Annotated in this window: 2 protein-coding genes; one reads left to right on the top strand and one right to left on the bottom strand. The window is 56.6% G+C overall.

What is annotated here, in order from left to right:
* Positions 1–526, top strand: a 526-nt coding sequence (locus BN1800_RS39385) for a response regulator (protein WP_087006326.1), incomplete at its 5' end; no start/stop codon positions are given.
* Positions 527–648: 122 nt separating this feature from the next.
* On the opposite strand, the gene BN1800_RS39380 is transcribed toward BN1800_RS39385, so the two are convergent.
* Entirely contained in the window at positions 649–1482 is an 834-nt protein-coding gene (locus BN1800_RS39380) for a universal stress protein (protein ID WP_087006323.1), read from the bottom strand.
* Positions 1483–1872 lie beyond the last annotated feature (390 nt).

The raw sequence follows: 1872 nt of genomic DNA, 5'->3' as shown, positions 1-1872 counted from the left end.
GATGATCTATGGCTTTGCCAAACAATCAGGTGGCCATGCCAGCATCTATAGCGAGGAAGGCAAGGGAACGACCGTCAACATCTATCTGCTGAGGCACGTGACGACAGATGCGGCAATTGAGGCAAATTCTCCCGATGTCACCGCCATGTCTGGCGACGGCGAATGCATTCTTGCCGTGGAGGACGACGACCGCGTTCGGCGTCTAACTGTTGCCCGTCTAAAGCAGCTTGGTTACCGCGTGCTTGAAGCGGAGAACGGAGCGGAGGCGCTGACCATGTTGGCGTCTAATCCCAACATCGACCTGTTGTTTACGGACCTGGTGATGCCCGGCTCGATAAGCGGCTACCAGCTCTGTCAGGAAGCCCGGAAACTTTATCCCGGACTGAAGGCGTTGCTCACTTCAGGTTACGCAGAGGAACTGGTCCAGTCCGACCGGCTCGGCGGAGAGAATTTGAAAGTATTGCGCAAGCCCTACCGCCAGACCGACCTCGCCAAGGCAATTGGCGAGGCGTTGAGAGGCGAGTGATGCGACGTTAAGTGCGAGCCCGGCTCATCTTAAATTCGCTGATGGGCGAATTCCCTCTTCCGCGCATCCTGGTGTGCTTGCTTGCCGCGCTGAAGGGTGTTGGGACGTCGGAACAGTGTCCATCAATGTGACATCAGGACAGGCAAAAGAGGCTCCTCCAACACGCCGTCGGTGGCTCCGCCGAGGACAAAGTCGCGTAATCTCGAGTGTCCGAATCCTCCCATCACCAGCATATCAGCACCCAGATTGAGCGCGGCCTGTTGAATGCTTGCGCCAATCGATGACGAGGTAAATCGGGCAACAGTTGCGCCTGCATTGACCCCGCTCGAGACCAAGATTTCAGCGAGGCGCGCTCCGCTTGTTTCCTGCAGCGGCTTTTCGCCGGTCAAAGTCAGTACCGAAACCCGTCGGGCCTTTCGAATGAAGAGGCCCGCATCGCTGACTGCCCGAGCGGCGGCCCGGCTTCCGTCCCAAGCTATGACCAGATGGTCAATCGGTCCTGCAAAGGTTTTATTGGGAAAGATCACGGCTGGCCGGCCAGAGCCGAATATCACTGCTTCAGCGACACTGCGCGTATCCGGAACCTCCGCAACACATTCGAGAATAGTCAGATCGAAAAAACGCGCTTCCGTTGCTGCCATTTCGTGCATCAAGGGCAAGATCGTTTTGACCTCTCGTGTAGAGAGCCCAATTTTTGCGTTTGCTCCGAGGTTCGTTGCGGCTGCGATCAGCGTTGCCGCGCGATCGCGGCTCAACATCTCTGCCTGCTCGATCATCTTTGGAGTATCCAGCAGCAAGGAAGACCATGCGTTGGGGATGTGCGGAATCTCGATCCTTATCGTACACACATGGAGATTTGCGCCGCAGGACTCAGCAAAGGTTACAGCGTTCGAAACGATCAGTCCGGAACTTGAATCGGGATACGTCGCCAGCGGAAGAAAATACTGTGCAGTCATCTCTTGCTCCTCTCGCGGACTTGCCGCCTTTCTGATTTGTTATCTCTTTTCGAGGCAGATCCGGCATTGATGTAACGCAAATGCGTGCGCCAAAGAGCTCACCTATTCCGCAATCCGCATAGTTTCGTGCAGCGGCGTTGAGACAGATCAATGCGGCGCCTGATGAAGCAGGTTTGATCAAGCGTCGATCAAGGCCTAATAGGCGACGCCGCGCTTTCGCGCACAAGCCACGGCGGCGGAAACGGATCATGATCCTGAACGCAGCGACCGGACCGATAGCCTTTCTCCCCAAAGCCCGCGGCATGTGGCTGCCGCTAATTGCGGCCCTCGGGCTTTCGGTAGGGCTGATCTTTGCGCTATTGAAGGATCCGGCCAATGCCCGGCTTGTAT

This window comes from Rhizobium sullae (genome assembly GCF_900169785.1).
Classification (GTDB): Bacteria; Pseudomonadota; Alphaproteobacteria; order Rhizobiales; family Rhizobiaceae; genus Rhizobium; species Rhizobium sullae.
This window is presented reverse-complemented; position numbering and strand designations above follow the sequence as displayed.